This window comes from Janthinobacterium sp. JC611, from assembly GCF_018682595.1.
Taxonomy (GTDB): Bacteria; Pseudomonadota; Gammaproteobacteria; order Burkholderiales; family Burkholderiaceae_D; genus Janthinobacterium.
On record NZ_JAFLJN010000003.1, the window covers coordinates 319,518 to 340,391 of the forward strand.

Sequence of the window (20,874 nt, forward strand, 5' to 3'; positions counted from 1 at the left end):
CACAAATGATGGCATTGCGGGAGCACAACATGGGCCAGTTCAGACAAATATCAACGTTCGTGGAAGTCGTGGCGAAAGGCAGCCTGTCGGCCGCCGCGCGCGCAGAGGGGATCGCGCCGGCCATGATCGGCCGCCGCCTCGACGCGCTGGAGCAGCGCTTGGGCGTCAAGTTACTGCAACGCACGACGCGCAAGCTGGCCTTGACGAACGAGGGCGCCGCCTTCCTGGAAGATTGCCAGCGCATCCTGGGCGAACTGGAAGAGGCGGAAGCGGCCGTGGCCGAGCGCAGCGTGAAGGCCAGCGGCCATTTGCTCATTTCCGCGCCGGCCGGCTTCGGCCGCCAGCACGTGGCGCCCCTGATCCCCTCGTTCGTGGCCGAGCACCGCGACGTGACGGTGTCGCTGAACCTGAATGACCGCCTCGTCGACCTGATCGGCGAAGGCATCGACGTGGCCATCCGCATCGCCAGCCTGTCCGATTCGTCTCTGGTGAGCACCAAGCTGGCGGACAACCAGCGCGTGCTGGTCGGCTCTCCCGCCTATCTGAAGCGGGCCGGCACGCCGCGCATCCCGGCCGACCTGGCGAAACACAATTGCCTGGCGATCAGCAGCGAAGGCAGCCAGCGGGGCTGGACCTTCCGCGAAAACGGCAAGAACGTGATTTTAAAGGTGGCCGGCAATATGGTGTGCAACGATGGCGAAGTGCTGCACGACTGGGCCTTGGCCGGCAAGGGCCTGGCCTGGCGCTCGATGTGGGAAGTGGGCGCGGAGATCGCCTCTGGCCAGCTGGTGACGGTGCTGGACCAGTTCGCCGCGCCGGGCAATGACATTTACGCCGTGTTCGCCCAGCGCCGCCACCTGCCGTTGCGCATACGGGCGTTCGTGGATTTTCTAAGGCATTCGTATTCGCAGCCTGACTACTGGCGTGAGCGCGCTATTTGAGGACGCCCAATCAGACCTACTGCGCGGCGCGCTTTGCAGCCGGCGATGCTCACCGGCGCGGCGCCCCCGTACCAGGTACGGGGGCGCTTCTCGGCAACCTCTTCCTTCCGCTCGCGACGGTTTTGTCCGGCGTCGTGACGTATGAGGAAACAGCCTTAGCACCCGGATCAGCATTAGTTGGTGACGCGAAGCATGCCAAAAGAGCCACGTAGCCCACGCAAAACCGGTGCCTCACGGAAATTCAGGCGAAAAAAAATCCCCGGAGACCGAGGATTTCTTTATTTCGTTTGATCCAGCGTATTAGATTGGCTGAATGTTCGAAGCTTGCTTGCCTTTAGGGCCAGCGGTCACTTCAAAAGAAACGCGTTGGTTCTCTTGCAGGGACTTGAAGCCGTTCGACTGGATAGCCGAGAAGTGAGCGAACAGATCTTCGCCGCCTTCGTCAGGGGTAATAAAGCCGAAACCCTTCGAATCATTGAACCATTTTACGATGCCAGTTGCCATTACAATTTCCTATTTCAGTTAAGTTGGGCTTGCGCCCGTTATATCGTTTGAAGCAAGAAAGAAATGACAGACAAACTGCACTACTACCTCGAATCCAACGATGCCCAATTATACCAACAAAACTGAGAAAAACCATTCTTTCGCAAAATAAACTTGCGAACACCACTTTAATAGCCAAATCCCCGTCTTGCGGCGCCCTGTACCAGCGGCATGGAGACACTATATCCCAATCTGCGACGCGGGTGCTTTGCGTTGCATCAAATGAATCATTGCAACCACATCTCGATAGCGCTGTCGCTCATACGCTGAAATGGGTGGCGCCCGCATCGCGCGCGGCCCAGTCCAGCAGCGCCGCCACCTGTGCCCGCACGGCGGGCCAATCCGCCACCGCTTGCGCAGGGGCATTGAGCATGGCGCGTACCAGCTGTTCGATGCGGCGGCACTCCTGGCCCAGCGCGGCAAAGCCGAAGGTGGCGGCCGAACCGGCCACCGCGTGCAGTGCGCGGTGCAGCTCCGTCAGCGGCGCCAGACGGGGGCCTTCGCTATCGCAGCGGTCGCTTGCCTGCGTGATCGCCAGCATCTGGGCCGGGATGCCGGCCGCATATTTTTCGTTCAGGGCGCGCAAACGCGCGCGAAAATCCGGGTCGATCAAGGTTGCCATCGCAAGACTCGCCTGATCGGCTTACTTGGTGCCGAAGATACGGTCGCCCGCGTCGCCCAGGCCCGGCACGATATAGGCGTGGTCATCGAGGTGCGAATCGAGCGCGGCGCAGAACATCTTGACGTTCGGATGCGCGTTCTGGAACACGGTCACGCCTTCCGGTGCGGCAACCAGGGCCAGGAAGATGATCTGTTCGTCCGTCACGCCGCGCTTTTTCAGCACGTCGACGGCGTACACGGCCGAATTGCCGGTCGCGACCATCGGGTCGCACAGGATGAAGGTGCGCTCGTTCAGGTCTGGCAGGCGCACCAGATACTCCACGGGCATGTGCGTGGCCGGGTCGCGGTACACGCCGATGTGGCCCACGCGCGCCGATGGCACCAGGTTCAGCAAGCCATCGCTCATGCCGATGCCGGCGCGCAGGATGGGCACGATGGCCAGTTTCTTGCCTGCAATGACGGGCGCGTCTATGGTGACGAGCGGGGTCTTGATTTCGCGCGTGGTCAGCGGCAGGTCGCGCGTGATTTCATAGCCCATCAGCAAGGTGATTTCCTTGAGCAATTCACGGAAGGTGCGCGTCGACGTGTCGTGTTCGCGCATGTGGCTCAGTTTGTGCTGGATCAATGGGTGATCGGTAATGAACAAATTCGGGAAGCGTGTATCTTGTTTCATCTTGTTGTTCTTTCTCTGCTCTCTGGCGCGGCGGCAAGCATCGCCGCAGGCGCCATGTATCGATAAAATAATGGATTGCAGCATTATCCCAGCCCCCAGCCCGCCTGTGGCCGGAATTTTTGAAATAATTGCGTGCCCAGGCTGACGCGAACTCAGCACTCGCGCAAGGCGCGCGCCAGGATGGCCGCGCAATCGGTGCCGGCCGGCAAGCGGCCGTACGCCCCGCCCGGCGCCTGCGCCAGCCGCGACTGCAGGAATGGCTGCGCGACAAACGGTGGCGCATGGCGCAGCAGCAAGGCCGCCTGCACGGCCAGCACGATGCGCTCGGATAGTTGCCTGGCGCCAAATTCATCCGTCTGCGGCCCGTCCAGGTCGGCCAGCAGGCGCGCCCGATAGCTGGCAAAAATGGCATCGTCATCACCGGCCAGCGCCAGCTCGGCCGCCAGGGCGTCACGCGCGGCCGGCGACTTGCCGAAGGCGCGCAAGACGTCGAGGCACATGACGTTGCCCGAGCCTTCCCATATCGAATTGACGGGCAGTTCGCGGTACAGGCGCGCCAGCGGCGCGTCTTCCACATAGCCGGTGCCGCCCAGCACCTCCATGGCTTCCGCGCCGAAGCCCGGCCCGCGCTTGCAGATCCAGTACTTGCCGGCCGGCGTGAGCACGCGCGCCAGCAGCGCTTGCCCTGCCTCGTCCTTTTCATCGAAACAGCGGGCCAGGCGCAGCGCGAAGGCCGTGGCGGCTTCCGATTCGAGCGCCAGGTCGGCCAGCACGTTCTGCATCAGGGGCTGCTCGGCCAGCGGCTTGCCGAACACGGCCCGCTGGCGCGCATGGTGCAGCGCCTGCGTCAAGGCGGCGCGCATGATGCCGGTGCTGCCCAGCACGCAATCGAGGCGCGTATGGCTGGCCATTTCCAGGATGGTCGGAATGCCCCGCCCCGCCTGCCCCACCAGCCAGCCGTAGGCATTCGTAAATTCCACTTCCGACGAAGCGTTCGAGCGGTTGCCCAGCTTATCCTTCAGGCGCTGCACGCGGATGGCGTTGCGGCTGCCGTCGGGCAGGTAGCGGGGCAGGAAGAAGCACGACAATCCCCCCTCGTCCGCCTGCGCCAGGATCAGGTGCGCGTCGCACTGGGGCGCCGAAAAAAACCATTTGTGGCCGACGATGCGCCAGGCGCCGCCCGCCTCGGCGCCGAACAGGGCTTGCGCCTCGTCCGCCGGCACGGGCACGGCGCGCGTGGTGTTGCTGCGCACGTCGGAACCGCCCTGCTTTTCCGTCATGCCCATGCCGACCAGGGCGCCGCGCTTCTGCTCCACGGGCAGGGAGCGGGGATCGTACTGGCGCGAGAGGATAGTCGGCAGCCAGCGCTGCGCGATCTGCGGCAGGTCCAGCGCCTGGCGCAGGGCCGGCACCGAGGCATACGTCATCGTCACGGGACACTGCGTGCCGTTTTCCACCTGCCCCACCAATAGATAGGCCGCCGCGCGCGCCACCTGGGCGCCGGGACCGGGCGACGCCCAGGGCGACGCGTGCGCGCCCGCGCCGACGAGGATGGCCATCAGCTCATGCCAGGCGGGATGGAACAGCACCTCGTCGATGCGGCGCCCGGCCCGGTCGAACTGCTGCAGCTCGGGCGTGTGGATATTGGCCAGGCGCGCCAGCGCATACGTCTCGGCGCGCCCCAGCTTTTCGCCCAGCGCGTCAAGCTCCCGCAGCGCCGCGCCGCCGCCCTCGCGCTGCAGCGCCTCGGTCAGCGCCGGGTCGCAGGCGAACAGATTGACGTTTTCAAACGGCGCGGCCTGGTTGAAAACTTCATGCGTGTCAAAGGCATTCAAGGGCGTCACCTCCGATTTGTTATCATGGCGCCCTTGCCGTCGCTGGCGCACCGTCAACACCGTCTGCCAGCCAGACTAGCGCAAAGCGCATGGCGGGGCAAGCGCGCCAGTGGAAGCAAGCGCAGATAAATGTTTCCATGCGGAATGAAAATACCCACGTGTGTCGCGCGTATGATTTTTTTCATACAAGGCAGGAATATTTACAAAACCTGAAGCAATGTTGCTCTATTTCATGTAATCGGGTGCTTTTCAATGATACATTTCGTGTGGATCGCGTTCCTGTTGCCGCCCTTCCGGCCCCTATGGCGCGCGTCACGCACGATGCACTCTTTCCGTTGGCGCCCTGCCCTGCAGCGAGCGCCGGCACTGATAACAAAAAGGTAAAAGCCAGCACGATGTTTTCCAGTACCCCATCCGCCGCCCACCGCGAGGCCCGCCACGAGTTGGACAACCTCATGGAAGAGGCAGGCGACGTCGTGTTCCGGCTCGATACGGACGGCCTGATCCTGTTCGCCAGCAAGCGCGCGGCCACCCTGTTTGGCGCCCCCTCGGGCCTGTCCGGCCATTTGCTGCTGCCGCTGGCCACCGAGGCGTCGCGCGCGGCCCTGCAAGCGGCGCTGGAAGACGCGCTGGAAGAACCGGGTCGCCTGGAAGTGCGCCTGCAAACGCCGGACCAGGAAATCTGGTTCGAACTGCGCCTGTCCTCTTATATGAACGCGTCCGGCATCGCCGAATTGCTGGTGGTCGGACGCGACACGTCGGCCCAGCACAACACGGAAGAACGGCTGCGCCACATGGCCACGCACGATGCGCTCACGGGCCTGCCGAACCGCTTGCTGCTGTCGGACCGCATCCGCATGGTGATCGCCCAGGCGGCCCGTTCGGGCCAGGGCTTTTCCGTCGCCACCATCGGCCTCGATGGTTTTAAAAAGGTCAACGATGGCCTGGGCCACCCGGTCGGCGACGCCGTGCTGCGCCTGGCCGCGGCGCGCCTGCGCAAGACCCTGCGCGACAGCGACACCCTGGCGCGCGTGGGCGGCGATGAATTCGTCGCCGTGCTGCCCGGCAGCGCCACCGACGCGCAGATCAAGCTGGTGACAGGCCGCCTGCTGGCCACCCTGCAGGCGCCGTTCGAAGTCGACGGCCACACGATCTACGTGGGGGCGTCCGTCGGCGTGGCGATCTATCCGCTGCACGCGGAAGATGAGGTGCGCCTGGTGGCGCTGGCCGATGCGGCCATGTCGCGCGCCAAGGAAACGGGCAAGGCCCGCTGCCTGGTCTACAGCCCGCGCCTGAACGGCCCGTCGGAACACGATATTTCGCTGGAAGCGGCCATGTTCCACGCCGTGCGCGAAGGCGAATTCCTGCTCTTTTACCAGCCCATCGTCGATGCGCACACGCGGCAGATCCAGGGTTTCGAAACCCTGATGCGCTGGAAGCACCCGACCCTGGGCCTGGTGCCGCCCGTGCGCTTCATCCCGATTGCCGAAGCCAATGGCCTGATCAACCTGCTGGGCGCCTGGGCGCTGAAGGCGGCCTGCGTGCAGCTCAAGCAGTTCCAGGAAGTGGCCCGGCGGCCGCTGTACATCTCCGTCAACATCAGCCCGCGCCAGTTCCGCAACGACAAATTCCTCGACGTGCTCGATGACGCCATCGCGTTCTCGGGACTCTCCGGCGAACACCTGGTGCTGGAAATCACGGAAGGCACCCTGATGATCGATCCCGTGCATGCGGAAACCATTCTCGTCAAGATGACGGAGCGCCGCGCGCGCATCGCCATCGACGATTTCGGCACCGGCTATTCCTCGCTCGCGTATCTGAAGCGCTTTCCGATTTCCGTGCTGAAGATCGACCGCACCTTCATCAAGGACTTGCCCGAATCGAGCAAGGATGCGGCCATCTGCAACACCATTCTCGACCTGGCCAAGCATTTGAACCTGTCGGTGGTGGCCGAGGGCGTGGAAACCGAGGAGCAGATGCACTTCATCGAGTCGCGCGGCTGCCAGTATGTGCAAGGCTACCTGACGGGCAAGCCGATGCCGGCCCACGCCGCGCTTTCGGCCTTGAGCGACAAAACCTATGCGGCGCTGGTGCCTGTGCCGTCTGCCAATGAACCGCGCGGAGGGGTGCAATGAATCCAGGTCATTTCACGGCGCCGACACAGCTCGGCAAAAACACCCTGGACCTGCTGTGGGCGCGCACGCGCCAGCAGGGCGACATGCCCGGCTTCGCCAAAGCCATCAGCGCCATCCTGGGCGCCATGCGCGGCGAGGATGACCACGAATTCGACATCACGCAAACGGTGCTGTCCGACCCTGTCCTCACGCACAAGGTGCTCAGGCTGGCCAACAGCGGCATGTATTCGGCCTTCGGCCAGCGCGTCAACACGGTGTCGAAGGCCGTGCTGGTGCTGGGCATCGACGCCATCGGCCACCTGGCGCTGGGCCTGAAACTGATCGAGGAGCTGTCGCAGGCCTCGCCCGATTCCGTCAGCGCTCACGTAGAAATGGAAAAGGCCGTGCTGGCCGGGATGGTGGCGCAGCAGGTGGCCACCAGCGCCGGCAGCCTGCAGGCGGAGCAGGCCGTCGTCTGCTCGATGCTGCATACGCTGGGCCGCATGATGGTGACGTTCTATATGACCGATTTCTGGGCGCGCATGCAGGCGCACGGAGGACCCGGCAACGAGGCGGCCGCCGCGCGCGAAATCCTCGGCCTGTCGCTGCCGGAGGTGGGCTATGCCACGGCCGCCCACTGGGGCTTGCCGCAGCACCTGATCAACGGCATGCGCCCGATGGAGCCGTCGCCGGACGACTCGCCCGTCAGCGGCGCCGACTGGATGGCGGGACTGTCGACCATGGCGGCGCGCTGCGCCGACTCGCTGTGGCATGACGACGCGGCCGGCGCGGCGCAGGTGCATGCACTGATCGACGACTACGCGGGCACCCTGGGCATCACCGCGACCGACCTGGTGGCGGCGGTGGACAAGGCGAAAGCCATGGCGGCGGCCGACCTGTCGATCGCGCCCCTGTCGAAACCGGCCGAACGGCGCGCGCGCCAGCTGGCGTCGACGCGCATGCGCGCCGAAGGCAACCGCGTGCTGATCGGCGGCCTGGCCGACCTGCGCGGCGCCATCGGCAGCGCCAGCCCGGGCCAGATGGTGTCGATGGCGCTCGAAACGCTGCACCAGGGTTTTGATTTTTCACGCTCGGTGGCGTTCGTGCGCAACCACAGGGATCATCTGTATTCGGCGCGCATCAGCATGGGCGAAGGCATGGCCGACCTGCAGGATCTGATGGTGTTTGGCGACGCGTATGAGCCGAACGTCTTCCACGCCGCCCTCAATAGCGACCGCGTGATCTTCATCGACAACGCGCGCGACCCGAAATTCGCCGCCAAGCTGCCGCAATGGTGGAAGGCCACGCTGTCGGAAGCACGCAGCTTCGTTGTGCTGCCCCTGTCGGCCAACGGCCATCCCACGGGATTTTTGTATGGCGACTGGGACGACAGCTTCCCGCCGATTCAATTGAACCAGACGGAATTCAACCTGATCAACGATATCCGGGCGTTATTGGTGCAGTCGGTGGAGATGCGGCACCAATTGGAATTGGTGGCGAATAAGGTGGCATGAGGACACCTGACCAAACCTACTGCGCGTCGGCATAGGCGGCCTGCGATGCTCACCGGCTCGGCGCCCCCGTACTTAGTACGGTTGCGCTTCTTAGCCACCTCTCCCTTCCGCTCGCTACGGTTTTGTCAGGTGTCGCAAGTGTCGTTGTTAAACGAGAAAACGACCATCCAGGTCGCAGGTCGGATCAGGGCCGCAGGCCCGTCATCCGACAACATTCAGCTTACTTCAACTTCGGCGTATTCACGCTGACATCGCCGCATTGCGCGCGGTGCATCAGGGCGTGGTCGATCAGCACCAGCGCCAGCATGGCTTCGGCGATCGGCGTGGCGCGGATGCCCACGCACGGGTCGTGGCGACCGAAGGTTTCCACCATCACGGGATTGCCCTCTTTATCGATCGAACGGCGCGGCGTGCGGATAGACGAGGTCGGCTTGATGGCGATCGACACGCTGATATCCTGCCCCGTCGAGATGCCGCCCAGTACGCCGCCGGCGTTATTACCGATAAAGCCTTCCGGTGTCAGCTCGTCGCCATGCTCGGAACCCTTTTGCGCCACCGAATCGAAACCGGCGCCGATTTCCACGCCCTTCACGGCATTGATGCCCATCATGGCGTAGGCGATGTCGGCGTCGAGCTTGTCATAGATGGGCTGGCCCAGGCCGACCGGCACGTTTTGCGCGATCACGTCGATGCGCGCGCCGATCGAGTCGCCGTCGCGGCGCAGCTGGTCCATCGCCTCTTCCATGCGCGCGATCAGGTCCGCGTCGCCGCTGGCGGCAAAGAAGGGGTTCGCATGCACGTGTTCCCACGACTGGAACGGCACGGCGATGTCGCCCAGCTGACTCATGCAACCCTTGAACGTGGTGCCGTACTGCTGCAGCAGCCATTTCTTGGCGATCGCCGCCGCGCCCACGACGGGCGCCGTCAGGCGCGCCGACGAACGTCCGCCGCCGCGCGGATCGCGCACGCCGTACTTATGCCAGTAGGTATAGTCGGCGTGGCCGGGGCGGAAGCTTTCCGCGATGTTGCCGTAATCCTTGCTGCGCTGGTCTTCGTTGCGGATCAGCAGGGCAATCGGTGTCCCCGTCGTCACGCCCTGGTACACGCCGGAGAGAATCTCGACCGTATCGGATTCTTGGCGCTGCGTCACGTGGCGCGAGGTGCCCGGCTTGCGGCGGTCCAGCTCGGGCTGGATATCGGCTTCCGACAGGATCAATCCCGGCGGACAGCCATCGATCACGCAGCCGATGGCCGGACCATGCGATTCGCCGAAAGTGGTAACAGTAAACAGCTTGCCAAAAGAATTGCCGGACATAGTAGGAAGTGTGAGGACTGGAAAACCTAATTCTACCAGCCTGCGGGGCATGCCATGCCGCTAATGCCGCGCCTGGGCCCGATATTGCCCCACCCATCTCGCCATTTTTAAATCCCGCGTTTTTTTTCATATAAAAAACACCAAATATGAGTTGCAATCATGCAATACAAGAAATATTGCTCGACGGAATAGATTTAAAAAAACATTTTGCTTGTTAAATAGCTATATACTTGGATTAAAGCGCGCTACACAATACTGGTGGCCGAACCGGATATGGGCTGCGCCGAGAGCACGTCACAAGATGCCCAGGGCTAGGCGTCGTTGCCGAAGACAGTACGCGAGTACGGCGAGGCAACGCAACAACGCCATGGGCTTTTTGTGACGCGCTCGTAAAAATATCGAGTCATCCTGGAGAAGCTATACATGCCCGCACCGATCATCCCCCTTGACGCCAACAAGGACGATCACGACGACCTGGTATTCCTCGATGAGCAACCAGCGGCGCCGCTGGCCGTCGCGCCGCGCAGCGTCTGGCGGGTGATGATCATCGACGACGATGAAGACGTCCACTCCACCACCACTTTCGCCCTGGGCAACCTGGAAATGCAGCACCGCCCGCTGGAATTCGTGCATGCGTACTCGGCCGGCCAGGCGCGCGAGCTGCTCAAGCATGAAGACGACATCGCCGTCATCCTGCTCGACGTGGTGATGGAACAGGATGACGCGGGCCTGCACCTGGTGCGCTACATCCGCGAAACCCTCAAGATGACGGACGTGCGCATCATCCTGCGCACGGGCCAGCCCGGCTACGCGCCGGAAATCGACGCCATCCGCGATTTCGACATCAACGACTACAAGACCAAGTCCGAACTGACGCGCATCAAGCTGTTTACGACGGTGACGGCGGCCATCCGTTCGTACGAGCAGATCCGTTCAATCAGCAGCAGCCGGCGCGGCCTGGACCGTATCGTCCACGCCAGCACGCAGCTGATGGCGCTGCACGGCGTGCAGAACTTCTCGGCCGGCGTGCTGGCGCAGATCGCCGACCTGCTGGGCATCCGCGCCGACGGCGTGCTGTGCGTGCAGGATTTGCAGGACAATGGCAGCAAGGAGCTGCTCGTCTCGGCCTGCACGGGCAGCTTTTCCAGCTTGCCGCACAGCGCCCTGTGCGGCCTGCAAAACCCGCGCGTGATGGCCGCCATCGAGCACACCCTGACGCAGCGGCGCAATGTGTACGCGCACGACTACGCCACGCTGTATTTCGCGGGCAAGGCCAGCCGCGATGCGGCCGCCTACCTGGTGCTGCCGCGCCCTCTGTCCGCCATCGATGAAAGCCTGCTGGAAGTATTCTGCAGCAATGTCGCCGTGGGCCTGGACAACGTCGAGCTCGTGTCGCACCTGCACAATGCCGCCTTCTACGACCAATTGTCGAAGCTGCCCAACCGCACGCGCCTGGTGGAAATCCTCGACGCCACCCTGGCCGGCCCCGCGCGCGACGACGCCACCCTGTCGCTGGTCGACCTCGACCACTTTGCCGAGACCAACGACGCGCTGGGGCACCAGTTCGGCGACATGCTGCTGGTGGCCGTGGCAGGACGCCTGCAAACCCAGCTGGGACCGCAACTGACGGTGGCGCGCCTGGGCGGCGACATTTTCTGCGTACTGGGCGACTCTTCGCAAGTCAACCCAGGCAATATCCTGGCCCTGTTCCAGGCGCCGTTCAGCATCGATGGCCAGGACGTGCAATTGTCCGCCACCCTGGGCCTGGTGCGCCTGGGCGAACACGCGGGCACGGGCGCCGATGCGCTGAAGGATGCCGATATCGCCCTGAAACGGGCGAAAAGCCAGCAGCGCGCCGGCCATTTCTATTTTTCGCGTAGCATGGGCATCGAAATCCGCGAGCGCGTGCGCATGATGCACGCGCTGCGCACGGCCTTCAGCCAGGGCCAGCTGTTTGTCGTGTATCAACCGCAGATCGACCTGACCACGCGTCGTCCCGTGGGCGCCGAAGCGCTGCTGCGCTGGCAGACGCCGGACGGCAAGTTCATCTCGCCCGACCGCTTCATCCCCATCGCCGAGTATTCGGGCATCATCATCGACCTCGGAGAATGGGTGCTGCGCACGGCGTGCCGCGAACTGGTGCTGCTGCGCGAGCAGGGCCACCGCAACTTCGTCATGTCCGTCAACGTGTCGCAAGTGCAGTTCCGCCACCCCCTGTTTTTGGAAATGCTGCGCGCGGCACTGGAAGAGACGCAGGCGCCGCCCGAGTTCATCGAGCTGGAAATCACGGAATCGATGGCCATGGAAGAGCCCGATTTATTGATCAAGATGTTGTGGCAGATCAAGCAGACGGGCGTGAGCATCGCCATCGACGACTTCGGCACGGGCTTCTCGTCGCTGTCGTATTTGCAGCGGCTGCAAGTGGACCGATTAAAAATCGACAGGGCTTTTGTGACGGAAATCACGGGATCGGCGCGTGGCAGCAGCATCGCCGAGATGGTCATCCAGCTGGGCCGCAACTTGGGCCTGGCCGTCATCGCGGAAGGCGTGGAAGACGAGCGGCAAGCGCAAATCCTGCAGGCGCTGGGCTGTCCGATGGCGCAAGGCTTTCTGTTCGCCCGCCCCATGACGGCCACGGCGCTGGGCAGCTGGCTGAACAATGAGGCGCTGCAGGGCGCCGCCTAGGCGCCACAGTGACGAGTCGATGCAAAACGCCGGCGGTGCCGGCGTTGTTTTTACTGCGGGAGCAAAGCTTAATCGGTGGTTTCGGCCGGCCAGTCGCGGATGTACGCTTTCAGCATCTGGTTTTCAAAGCTTTGCGCTTCGAGCACGGCGCGCGCCACGTCGTAGAAGGAAATGACGCCTAGCAAGGTCTTGGCGTTCATGACGGGCAGGTAGCGCGCATGCTTTTCCAGCATGATGCGGCGCACTTCATTGACTTCCGTATCCGGGGTCACGGTGATCGGGTGGTCATCCATGTGCTTGCGCACGGTGCCGCCGCCGATCTGGCCCGCGTTTTCATGCAGCGCGTTCAACACTTCGCGGAAGGTCAGCATGCCGACCAGGTCGCCAAATTCCATGACCACCAGCGAACCGATGTCTTTTTCAGCCATGGTATTGGCCGCGTCAAGCAGGGGCTGGTCAGGCGTGACCGTGTAGAGGATATTGCCCTTGACTTGGAGAATTTCAGATACTTTCATATTGGCCGTCCTGTCCGCGTGATTGGTATTTTAGTTATTCTAGCCCTTACTGCGACTGTAGCCTATGCCTGCGGAAAAATCCAGCCTTGCGCGCAATCAAATCGAGGGGGATTGTCGGGCAAGAAAAACGTAGCGAGCGGATGCGCGGCGCGGCCGAGAAGCGCAGCTGTACACCAGTACAGCGAGCATCGCCGGCCGTGCCCCGCGACGCGCAGTAGTTTTTTCACGCTCTGCGACGGAACCAGCCTGCGATCGAGAGGCGCTGGCGCGCCGTCGACAACACCTCGTGCAGCATCTCGCCGGACAGGAACATGGCCATGCGGCCCGCTTGCGGCGCGATATCGACGTGCCCGCCAGCCTGCGGGTGCAGGCGCAGCGCGCCGCCGTGTTCGGGCAGCCAGTCGTCGTTCAGGTACAGCACGACGGACACGGTGCGCTTGTCGTCGTCGCGGAAACGGTCCAGATGGGCCCGGTAAAAGGCGCCCGGCGCGTACAGGGCGAAATGGCTTTCGTACTCGTCCAGTCCCAGGAACAGCTCCCGGTTCAGGGTCTGGCGCAGCGCTTCCATGTGTTCCAGGTAGCGGTCGCAAGCGGCTGAACGGCCCGTTTCCAGCCATTCGATATGGTCGCCGCGGATGTCCGGCTGCAGCAGCGGCGCATGGCCGCTGCCCACGCCGGCGCCCTTCATCTTGCCGCTGCGCATGGATTGCAGGCATTCGGCGGCCAGCTGGCGGCTCAGTTCAGGGGAGATAAAATGCTCTTGCATGAGCCAGCCTGCGTGACACAGGCCGTCGACGATGGAAGGTCCGGGAACGGCAAGGGCGCCGTCGAACGATATTGCGGGCATAAAATCTTTCCTGGTGGACATGCGATGAGAGTTCGCCTGAAGCCCAGGATTTCGCTGGCACGTGGCCGCCTTCCCTGCGGCGCGGCGCACGCGCACAAGTCAGACAGCCCGAATATCGCTGATCCGATATCCTACCACCGCCGTGCCGTGCCGGTCACTTTTTTTACACTTCAGGTTACACGCCCTGCCCGCAGGCATGGCGCCATGCGCCCTGCACGGCAGCCCTTTTGCTCAACTGCAAATCAGGTTACGATCTTGCCACCATAAAACTTGGCGGAGACACCATGAGCGGCCCGAAATACCCCGGCTTTGACACCCTATCCCTGCATGCGGGCGCCGCGCCCGACCCGGCCACGGGCGCGCGCGCCACGCCCATCCATTTCACCTCTTCGTTCGCCTTCAAGAGCTCGGAACATGCGGCCTCGCTGTTCAATATGGAGCGGGCCGGCCACGTGTATTCGCGCATCTCGAATCCCACCAACGCCGTGCTGGAAGAGCGCATCGCCGCCCTCGAAGGGGGCGTGGCCGGCCTCGCCACGGCCAGCGGCCAGGCCGCCATGCACCTGGGCTTGTCCACCATCGCCGGCGCCGGTTCGCACATCGTCGCCTCGCGCGCCCTGTACGGCGGCTCGCACAACCTGCTGGCCTATACCTTGAAACGCTTCGGCATCGAGACGACCTTTGTCGACCCGCGCGACGCGGACGCCTGGCGCGCCGCCATCCGCCCGGAAACGAAAGTGCTGTTCGCCGAAACCCTGGGCAATCCCGGCCTCGACGTGCTGGACATCCCGACGATTGCCGCCCTGGCGCACGAGCATCACTTGCCGCTGATGCTCGATTCGACGTTTACCACGCCGTATCTGCTGCGCCCCTTCGAGCACGGCGCCGACCTGGTGTTCCACTCGGCCACCAAGTTTTTATGCGGCCATGGCACGGCCATCGGCGGCCTGCTCGTCGATGGCGGCACCTTCGACTGGCAGGCTGCCTACGACAAGACGGGCCGCTACGCCGAACTGTGCGAACCGTATGAAGGCTTCCACGGCATGGTCTTCGCCGAGGAATCGACGGTGGCGCCGTTCGCCCTGCGCGCGCGGCGCGAAGGCTTGCGCGATTTCGGCGCCGTCATGAGCCCGCACAATGCCTTCGCCATCTTGCAAGGCATCGAAACCCTGGGCTTGCGCATGGACCGCCACGTGGCCAACACGCGCAAGATCATCGACTTTTTGCTGGCCAATCCGGCCGTGGATGCCGTGTCCTATCCCGAACTGCCGTCGCATCCCGATTACGCACTGGCGAAAACGCTGCTGCCGAAAGGCGCGGGCGGCGTGTTCACCTTCCGCCTGCGCGGCGACCGCGCGGCCGGCCAGCGCTTCGTCGACAGCCTGAAGCTCTTCTCGCACCTGGCCAACGTGGGCGACGCCAAATCGCTCGTCATCCACCCCGCCTCCACCACGCATTTCCGCGTGCCCGACGATCAACTGGCCCAGGCGGGCATCACGCAGGGCACCATGCGCCTGTCGGTGGGCCTGGAAGACGCGGACGATTTAATTGAAGACCTGGCCCGTGGCCTGAAACTGTCGCAGAAAGGCGCCTGAGATGCTGCTCACCATCGACAATACCGTCGCCTACTGCTACACGGGCGGCAAGCCATTCAAGCCGGGCCAGCCGACGGCCGTCTTCATCCACGGCGCGCAGAACGACCATTCCGTATGGGCCCTGCAAACGCGCTATTTCGCCCACCACGGCTGGAACGTGCTGGCCGTCGACTTGCCGGGCCATGGCCGCAGCGGCGGCGCGGCGAAAAGCAGCGTCGGGGAACTGGCGCAGTGGATCCTGGCCGTGCTGGACGCGGCCGGCGCGGACAAGGCCATGCTGATCGGCCACAGCATGGGTTCATTGATCGCGCTGGAAGCGGCGTACCTGGCGCCGGAGCGCGTCAGCCACCTGGCCATGCTGGGCTCCACCTACCCGATGAAGGTCTCGCCCGCGCTGCTGGAAACGTCGCTGCACGACGAACAGGCGGCCATCGACATGGTCAATATCTGGTCGCACTCGTCGATCGCGCAAAAGCCGTCGTTTCCCGGCCCCGGCTTCTATGCCATGGGCGGCGCGCGGCGCCTGAAACAGCGCATCGCCGCCCTCAACCCCGATCACGTATTTCACACGGATTTTTATGCGTGCAATGCCTACGCGAACGGCGACATCGCCGCCGCTTCGGTACACTGCCCCACTTTATTCATTTTCGGCGCGCGCGACATGATGACGCCGCCCAAATCAACCAAGCTGCTCATGTCTGCCATCGCGCATGGCACGGTGGTGCAGGTCGACAGCGGGCACGAATTGATGGCCGAGCAGCCGGACGCCGTGCTCGACGCGCTGTTTGCGTTTGCACAGACGGCGTGAATGCATGTTTTTAGGATAGATGGATGATGTTGTTGCATACCCTGTTTGACGAATTGACTGGCCGCGGCAGCGGCACGGAAGCGGCGCGGCGCGAACGCTATACATGGCTGGAGCAGTTGCGCTGCACCAACCCGGACGCGGCCGAGGGTGGCCCGATGGCCGGCATCCCCGGCCACCACTGGTACCGGCTGCCGCAGGCGCTGACGGTCGCGGGCCAGCAGACGGACCTGCTGGTCGGCACCCTGAATGCGCAATACCTGGTGTTCGCCGGCCGCCACGCGCAAGCGTTCGCGGCCGAACTGGGCCTGCAATACGATGCCAACAACCGCATCGACCGCCCCGGCGGCATCGATGAACTGCTCGACGCCTATGAAGAAGAGGCCGACGGCAGCTGGACCACTCTGCCGGCTGGCCAGGCGGCGCCACCGCTGGCGGGCTGGGACGACGTGCACTTCCGCGTGCGCGACCTGAGCGACGGCAAGGCCATCCAGAGCGTGACCACCATCGCCTACGAAAGCAGCCGCTTTCCCGGCTACACCTTGCTGGGCACGACCCTGGTGGGCGCGGGCGCCATCGCGCACGACGACGAGACGGCGCAATATCTGCGGCAAGTCTTCGCCGACTGGGCCATCCAGCGCGACTGCGCCGACGCCTGCCCGGTTTCAACCACGTCCTGGCCCCATGCGCCGCGCCAGGCGCCGCCGGCCCCGTTCGATTTTTCCCGCAACCTCGCCTACCTCGACGCCCTGCTGGCCGCCTATGTCCGCGCGCAGGCGCAGGCGGAAAACGACGGTGGCGACGCGGCCTACTGGGCGTGCGCGGCCGCCAGCACGGCCTATCAAGTCTTCTCGCTGCGCTACACGGCGGGCCTGCCCTTGCCCGACGTGGAAGCGGCGCTGGAAGCGGCCGTCGCCGCCTGCGAAACGGCGCGCGCGGCCCTGGCCTCCGCCTACGATGACGATGCCTTGCCCGCCTTCGATTTCGAACAATTGACGGACTACGCGCGCACCCTGCAGCTGCTGGGCGCCACCCTGCTGTTCGGCCGCCACGACCTGGCCACCCGCCTGGCCGCCCTGCAGACGGCCTTCGATGGCGCGGATGGCGTGTATGAAGCGCTGCTGTCCTTCGTCGATCCGCGGCGTCCCGCCGTTGACGAATGGTATTTCGCCGAGCCCTACACCGCCCTGTACGACTGCCTGGATGCGGACGATCCCGCGCAACGGCTCGAGCACCTGCGGCACTACCTGGCCGGCTGGCATGGCGCGCTGGTGCGCGAAGACTGGTTCAACGGCCATCTGCGCGCGCAGGGTCTGGGCGGCTATTACGGCCTGTGGGCCTTCGAGGCGGCCGCCGTGGCAAAGCAGCTGGGACTCGATCGCGGCGCGCTCGCGCACTGGGTCATGCCGCCATCGCCCTGACTACCCCGTACACTTTTAGATACATATTCATGATCCATACCGCAGCCCTGTTCAGCACCGCCTTTTTACCCGGCCAGGCCGGCTTCGACACCGACGCCATCACGGGCCTGGCCGAATGGCGGCTCGATAGCCCCATGCTGTTCAAGCTGCTCATCGGCGCCGAGGCGCAAGCCGTCGCCTGGCCCATCTACGGCGCTGGCGAAGACTGCCCCTGCGTGCTGGCCGCGCCGATGGCGCAGGCGCAGGCCAGCTGGCAAGCCTTGTGCGCCCTGATGGACAGGCCGCGCGACGCGGCCGCCATCGTCGCGCGCAGCGCCATCAGCACCCTGCTGGCCGGTGGCCAGGCGTGGCTGGTGTTGGACTGCGTGCAGCTGATCGCGCACGATATCGGCACGCCCGACTACGCGGCCGCGCTCGATGCCCTGCGCGCCGAAGCGCAAGCCCTGCACCTTGCCCTGCAACGCGGCGAGCGGGCAGCGCTGACGCCCCTGCTGGCCGCCGGCGCCGCATCGCCTGCCACCGGCTACTGGTCGGCGTCTGCCAGCGCACAGCTGGCCGATGTCGAGGAACTCGATGCGCAAGATGTACCGTTCCTGCAGGGCCTGGAAGTGGTGGGCTGGGAGGAAGACGCGCTGTGTTATAAAGTGCGCGCCGCCGGCGAACCGGAGGTCACCGGCCTGGTCACGCCCTATGGCCGCTGGATCGTGCCGCTGTCGCGGCGCTATGTCGACCTGGGCGTTTACTACGCGGACGATGGCTGGCTCACCTTTGCCACGGCGGACGCTCCCGACGCACACGGCGTGCTTGACCTCAATGGCACGGTGGTGCTGCCGCCCGCCCCCGGCGCCCTGTATGTGATCAGCCCCCACTTGCTGCAGCAGATCGATGCAGACGGCGCCAGCCGCCTGCTGCGCCTGCCCGATGGCGCGCTGCTCATCGACAGGGTGGACAATATGTGCCAGCGCGACGATGGATTGATCGACATCGAGCGCCAGATGCACGATGGCGAACGCAATGTGCACGGCGTGGTCGACAAGATGGGCAAGGTCGTGGTGCCGCCCGCCTACAGCTCCGTGCAGGATTTCGGCACGAAAAAGAAGATCGCCATCGTCAGCCAGCGCATCGCCGGGCGCTTCCTGTTTGGCCTGGTCAATAGCCAGGGCGAGCTACAGGCGCCGTGCCAGTACGAAGCCATCGATTGCGCCACCACCTCGTCGCCGCCCAGGCCGCGCAAGAACCTGATCTTCGCCATCGATGCGCAAGGCCTGGCCTGCATGCTGACCCTCGATGGCAAACAGGCGTTCACGCCCCTGTACCCACCGGCCCACCATCTGCGCGGCGTGGCCGTGCAAAGCGACTTTTTATATGTGGTCAAGGATGGCATGGCCTGGAGCATGGATTTCACGGGCCGGCTGCTGGAACGGTTCGACACCGTGGACAACTTCAAGGCGGCCATCACGGCGCAACTGAGCGAGTCCATGGGACTGGGCAAGAAAAAATCCGCCGAGCGCCGCAGCTTTACGCCCGCGCACATCCTGGCAAAGGCCGACCGCGCGCAGTTGCGCGCCATGGCCGCCCTGCTCTTGCTGGGCGACGCGGCACTGGCCGCGCGCTGCATGGACATCACGCTGGAAGAACTGGCGCAGGACGATCCGGAAGAAGAATACGAAGGCGACACGCCCGAGGCGGCGTGCTTTTTCCTGCTCTGGTCCACCGCCGCCCACACGCTGGGCCACGGTACCACCCTGGACTGGAAAGCCGTCGATGAAGTGCCGCGCATAGTCCAGCATATGGACCTGCCCGCGCTGCGCGATTTTTCGTGGCCAGAGCGCGAGGATGGCGACGCGATGGCCGAGGGCCTGGCCGCCATCGCCGCCCACCTGGCGCCGCACCAGCTGCGCCTGGTCAACCTGCACGGCGGCGAAGACACGTATTACCTCGGTGTGGTGCGGGCGCAGGATGCGGCGGCGTTCAGCAAGGTGGCGCTGCAGGCGGCCTTGCGGCCGGTGCTGCTTTAAGCGGCTTCGTTACAGCGCACGTCCCCGAAATGCTGCGCCAGGCTCATGCCCAGTCCCTGCTCCACGGCGTTTTCCACCTGCGCCGCCAGGGCTGCGGCTTCTTCCGCCGCCTGGATGTCGCGCTCGTTGGTGGAACCGGCCGGATAGCCCGAGTTCACGCGCATGCCGCCGAAGACGAACAGCCGGTAGACGTCGGCCAGGCTGATGCGGTTGACGTTGCCCAGCAAGACCCAGTGGTCGGAACTGTCGGCCACGCGCTTGCCCCACTGCACCCGCACGGCGCCCTCCACGTTGACTCTTCCCACCCAGCCCTGCTGCACCATCTTGTCGAGCAGGGTTTCCATCTCTTCGAAACCCAGGCGCGTGCTGCGGCGGATCTCGGCCGCGCCCACCAGGGCGGAGTCGGCGCAGTGGCACGCCTGGTGCAGCACTTTCAGGATGGCGACGGCGTCGACGAACTCGCTGCCCGGCGCCGCCTCGTACCACCAACGCTCGTATTTCACGACGGGCAAGGCGGCCACCAGCAAGGCGCCCACCAGGGTGATCATCCAGCTCAGGTAAATCCACACGAGGAACAGCGGCAAGGCGGCCAGCGCGCCATAGATGCGCGAATAGGTGGGGAATTCCTGGATGAATTCACCGAAGCCCCGCTTCGCCACCTCGAACGCCAGCGCCGCCAGCAAGCCGCCCCAGGCAGCGTCGCGCCAGTCCACGTCGCGGTTCGGCACGGCGATGTACAGCAGGGTAAATGCCAGCATGGTCAGGCCGACCGACACCAGGGTATAAAACACGGCGCCGAGGAAGGGCACGGCGCCCACCACTCCGCTGGTGGCCATGAAGAGGCGCGAGGTCACCGTCAGCGACACGCCCACCAGCAGCGGCCCCAGGGTGACGATGGCCCAGTAAACAAGTAAACGTTTAGTCCAGCGGCGCTCCTGGCGCACGCGCCAGATGCGGTTGAAGACGCGCTCGATCAAGCCCATCATGCCCACCGAGGTGACGATCAGGGCGCCCGCGCCGATGGCCGACAGGCGCGTGGCCTTCGAGGCGAACGTCGTCAGGTAGTCGAGGATGGTGTTGGATATCCCCTTGGGCATCACGCTTTGCACGAAATAGTCTTCCAGCGCGTGGCGAAAGGTATTAAACAGGGGGAAGGTGGTGAAGATGGCCAGGGCCAGGGTCAGCAGCGGCACCAGCGCGAACACGGTGGCGAACGTCAGGCTGCCCGCCACCTGCGGCAGGCTTTCCTCGCGCACGCGGCGGCGCGCGAACTGCAGCAGGTCGCGCGTTTCGGACCACGTCAGGCCGCGCACGACGGCCAGTCCCATGCTCAGGGCGCGCCACAGGTAATGAAAGATGGGAAGTATATATTTTGAAAACATGTGCAAAATCAGAACGGCGCCATGACAGCAGTCGTATCAGGCTGTAAAGC

General features: G+C 64.4%; 16 protein-coding genes. 8 read left to right on the plus strand and 8 right to left on the minus strand.

Annotated features, from left to right (window positions below; translation table 11 throughout):
• The first annotated feature begins 29 nt into the window (after positions 1–29).
• Complete coding sequence (locus J0O65_RS04385; RefSeq protein WP_035819455.1) at positions 30–941, plus strand: LysR family transcriptional regulator; 912 nt, start codon at positions 30–32, stop codon at positions 939–941.
• A 300-nt stretch (positions 942–1,241) separates the two neighbouring features.
• Here the strand turns inward: J0O65_RS04385 and J0O65_RS04390 are convergent, their stop codons facing one another.
• From J0O65_RS04390 to J0O65_RS04405, 4 genes are all read right to left on the minus strand, one after another.
• Positions 1,242–1,445: a cold-shock protein gene (locus J0O65_RS04390; protein WP_010398811.1), complete on the minus strand. Its 204-nt coding sequence runs from the start codon at positions 1,443–1,445 to the stop codon at positions 1,242–1,244.
• A 298-nt stretch (positions 1,446–1,743) separates the two neighbouring features.
• The gene (locus tag J0O65_RS04395; RefSeq protein ID WP_215404477.1) at positions 1,744–2,106 is read right to left on the minus strand and encodes an Hpt domain-containing protein; all 363 of its coding nucleotides are present in this window, start codon (positions 2,104–2,106) and stop codon (positions 1,744–1,746) included.
• A 21-nt stretch (positions 2,107–2,127) separates the two neighbouring features.
• Positions 2,128–2,778 (minus strand): uracil phosphoribosyltransferase, encoded by a 651-nt coding sequence (gene upp / locus J0O65_RS04400; protein WP_215404478.1) that lies wholly within the window; start codon positions 2,776–2,778, stop codon positions 2,128–2,130.
• A gap of 152 nt (positions 2,779–2,930) precedes the next feature.
• A complete protein-coding gene (locus J0O65_RS04405) occupies positions 2,931–4,613 on the minus strand; it encodes an isovaleryl-CoA dehydrogenase (protein WP_215404479.1) in 1,683 nt (560 codons plus the stop codon).
• A gap of 395 nt (positions 4,614–5,008) precedes the next feature.
• Here J0O65_RS04405 and J0O65_RS04410 point away from each other — a divergent pair, with 395 nt between their 5' ends.
• Both J0O65_RS04410 and J0O65_RS04415 read left to right on the plus strand, forming a co-directional pair.
• On the plus strand, positions 5,009–6,748 hold the full coding sequence (locus J0O65_RS04410) for a putative bifunctional diguanylate cyclase/phosphodiesterase (protein ID WP_215404481.1): 1,740 nt from the start codon (positions 5,009–5,011) through the stop codon (positions 6,746–6,748).
• Entirely contained in the window at positions 6,745–8,241 is a 1,497-nt protein-coding gene (locus tag J0O65_RS04415) for an HDOD domain-containing protein (RefSeq protein ID WP_215404484.1), read from the plus strand. The genes J0O65_RS04410 and J0O65_RS04415 overlap by 4 nt, the downstream gene beginning before the upstream one ends.
• Before the next feature lie 220 nt (positions 8,242–8,461).
• Here the strand turns inward: J0O65_RS04415 and aroC are convergent, their stop codons facing one another.
• Complete coding sequence (aroC, locus tag J0O65_RS04420) at positions 8,462–9,556, minus strand: chorismate synthase (protein ID WP_215404486.1); 1,095 nt, start codon at positions 9,554–9,556, stop codon at positions 8,462–8,464.
• A gap of 423 nt (positions 9,557–9,979) precedes the next feature.
• Here aroC and J0O65_RS04425 point away from each other — a divergent pair, with 423 nt between their 5' ends.
• Positions 9,980–12,241 carry a putative bifunctional diguanylate cyclase/phosphodiesterase gene (locus J0O65_RS04425; RefSeq protein ID WP_215404488.1) on the plus strand — a complete coding sequence of 754 codons (2,262 nt, stop codon included), beginning with the start codon at positions 9,980–9,982 and terminating at the stop codon, positions 12,239–12,241.
• Between the two features lie 68 nt (positions 12,242–12,309).
• Here J0O65_RS04425 and J0O65_RS04430 read toward each other — a convergent pair whose 3' ends face one another.
• Positions 12,310–12,756 (minus strand): CBS domain-containing protein, encoded by a 447-nt coding sequence (locus J0O65_RS04430; protein ID WP_010398828.1) that lies wholly within the window; start codon positions 12,754–12,756, stop codon positions 12,310–12,312.
• 223 nt (positions 12,757–12,979) lie between these two features.
• Positions 12,980–13,603, minus strand: a complete 624-nt coding sequence (locus J0O65_RS04435; protein WP_215404490.1) for a 2OG-Fe(II) oxygenase — start codon at positions 13,601–13,603, stop codon at positions 12,980–12,982.
• A gap of 284 nt (positions 13,604–13,887) precedes the next feature.
• Between J0O65_RS04435 and J0O65_RS04440 the strand changes: the two genes are divergently transcribed.
• Genes J0O65_RS04440 through J0O65_RS04455 form a run of 4 tightly spaced genes read left to right on the plus strand, consistent with a single transcriptional unit; the run spans position 13,888 to position 19,442 of the window.
• Positions 13,888–15,198: an O-acetylhomoserine aminocarboxypropyltransferase gene (locus J0O65_RS04440; RefSeq protein WP_215404492.1), complete on the plus strand. Its 1,311-nt coding sequence runs from the start codon at positions 13,888–13,890 to the stop codon at positions 15,196–15,198.
• A gap of 1 nt (position 15,199) precedes the next feature.
• The gene (locus J0O65_RS04445; protein WP_215404494.1) at positions 15,200–16,006 is read left to right on the plus strand and encodes an alpha/beta fold hydrolase; all 807 of its coding nucleotides are present in this window, start codon (positions 15,200–15,202) and stop codon (positions 16,004–16,006) included.
• Between the two features lie 23 nt (positions 16,007–16,029).
• Positions 16,030–17,424, plus strand: a complete 1,395-nt coding sequence (locus J0O65_RS04450; RefSeq protein ID WP_215404496.1) for a PoNe immunity protein domain-containing protein — start codon at positions 16,030–16,032, stop codon at positions 17,422–17,424.
• Between the two features lie 29 nt (positions 17,425–17,453).
• Entirely contained in the window at positions 17,454–19,442 is a 1,989-nt protein-coding gene (locus J0O65_RS04455; RefSeq protein WP_215404498.1) for a DUF6630 family protein, read from the plus strand.
• Here J0O65_RS04455 and J0O65_RS04460 read toward each other — a convergent pair.
• Entirely contained in the window at positions 19,439–20,824 is a 1,386-nt protein-coding gene (locus J0O65_RS04460) for a YihY family inner membrane protein (protein WP_251373425.1), read from the minus strand. The genes J0O65_RS04455 and J0O65_RS04460 overlap by 4 nt on opposite strands.
• Between the last annotated feature and the right edge of the window lie 50 nt (positions 20,825–20,874).